This is a genomic window from Patulibacter sp. NPDC049589, from assembly GCF_040675535.1.
Taxonomy (GTDB): Bacteria; Actinomycetota; Thermoleophilia; order Solirubrobacterales; family Solirubrobacteraceae; genus Patulibacter.
Genome location: NZ_JBFAPC010000330.1, coordinates 1 through 1,714, shown reverse-complemented (window position 1 = coordinate 1,714; position 1,714 = coordinate 1). Strand labels below are relative to the sequence as shown.

General features: G+C 77.9%; 1 protein-coding gene. It reads right to left on the bottom strand.

The genetic code is table 11. The features are described 5' to 3' along the window. Positions 1 to 1,591, bottom strand: a 1,591-nt coding sequence (locus tag AB0L40_RS27775; RefSeq protein ID WP_364362037.1) for a protein kinase, incomplete at its 3' end; no start/stop codon positions are given. Positions 1,592 to 1,714: the final 123 nt, after the last annotated feature.

Below are 1,714 nucleotides of genomic sequence, written 5' to 3'. Positions count from 1 at the left end.
GCGCCGGCGCCGGCAGGCCATGCCCGACCCGTAGCCCTGGACCGGCGAGAGCCTCGCCCACGGGATCCCGGCGCCGAGGACGAAGACGACCGGCGCCGTCGCCGGATCCGGTGGCCCGCAGCGTCGCCCCGTCGACGAGCCGCACCCCGGCGACCTGGCCGACCGGCGACCGCGGCTCCCAGCGGTCGTCGTACGCGACCGACAGCACGCCGCCCGTCGCGACCGGCAGCGCGCGGGCCGCCGCGGGGGCGTCGGGCCGGACCAGCAGTCCGCCGCCGACCGCGGCGCCGGCGACGACCGCGCCGGCGGCCACCCAGCGGTACCGCGCGACCTGCCCGCGGCGGACCGCGGACGCCGGCGGGCGGTCTGGTGCCTCGGCCGTCCCCGGTCCCTTCGACGGCTTCGCCTTCCCCGTTCCCGGCGTCTCCGGGCCCGCGGCCCGCCACCCCACGGCCGGCGGGGGGACGTCCGCGGCCGGAACGTCCGCCGGGGGAACGTCCGCGGCCCGAACGGCCGGCTCCGGTGCCGGAGCGGCGGACGCCCGGGAGTCGGACGTGGCCACGGGCGGCGGGCCGACCGGGGCCGCCCGTATGCCCTCCCGCCCCGGCGGCGAGGTCATGGGCACCGGCGACGAGGTCGTCGGCGCCCGCGACTCCGGGCCGGCCGCCCGCGCGACCGGGGACTCGTCCGACGCCACCGGCGTGGCGGTCTTCGGGACCAGTGGCGCGGCCGCCGGGGCCTTCCGCGCCCCGATCGCCCGCAGCACCGCCTCGGCCTCGTCCACCAGCGCCGCCGCCGACGGATGGCGCTGTCCCGGATCCTTCGCCATGCCGCGGTCGATGCAGGGCTGGAGCGCGGCGAGGGCCGCCGGGAGCCGCGGCGGCTCCTCGACGAGATGCGCGTGCATCACCCCGGCGTCGCTCTCCCGCGGATACGGCACGCGGCCGGTCACGCACTGGTGGAGGACCGCGGCGAGCGAGTAGCGATCGCTCGCGCCGGAGACCGGCGTCCCGCGGATCTGCTCCGGGGACGCGAAGTTGATGCTGCCGACGAACGTGCCGGTGGCGGTCAGGCCGCTGGAGCCGCCGCTGGTCGCGACCCCGAAGTCCGTCAGGTAGGGATGGCCGTCGGGCGTCAGCAGGACGTTCTGGGGCTTGACGTCGCGGTGGACGAGACCCGACGCGTGGCCGTCCGTCGGCCGCAGCGCGGCGTCGAGCGCGCTCGCGACGGCCCGGAGCACGCGGACGGTCTCCGCCGACGGCAGCGGCCCGTCCGCCAGGCGGTCGGCGAGGGTCCCTCCGACGACGAGGCGCATCGCGATGTACGCGGTGCCGTCCTCGTCGCCCGCGTCGTAGATCGGGACGATGTGCGGGTGGTCGAGCGCGGCGACGTGCAGCGCCTCGAGCCGGAACCGCTCCCGGAAGGCCGGGTCGCGGGCGTGCTGCACCGCGAGGACCTTGAGCGCGACCGCCCGGCCGAGCGAGACCTGACGGGCCCGGTAGACGACGGCCATGCCGCCGATCCCGATGACCTCCTCGACGCGGTAGCCGCCCAGCTCGGTCCCCGCCGGGAGGATCACCGCGGTGCTCACCGGGACCGTCGCCGGTCGGTCTCGAGGTCCTTCGGGTTGCGCGCGTAGGGGGCGAGCTCGCCCGCCATGACCGGCGCCTTCGGCGTCTGCGCCTTGATCTCCTCGTAGGCGATGTTCTGCATC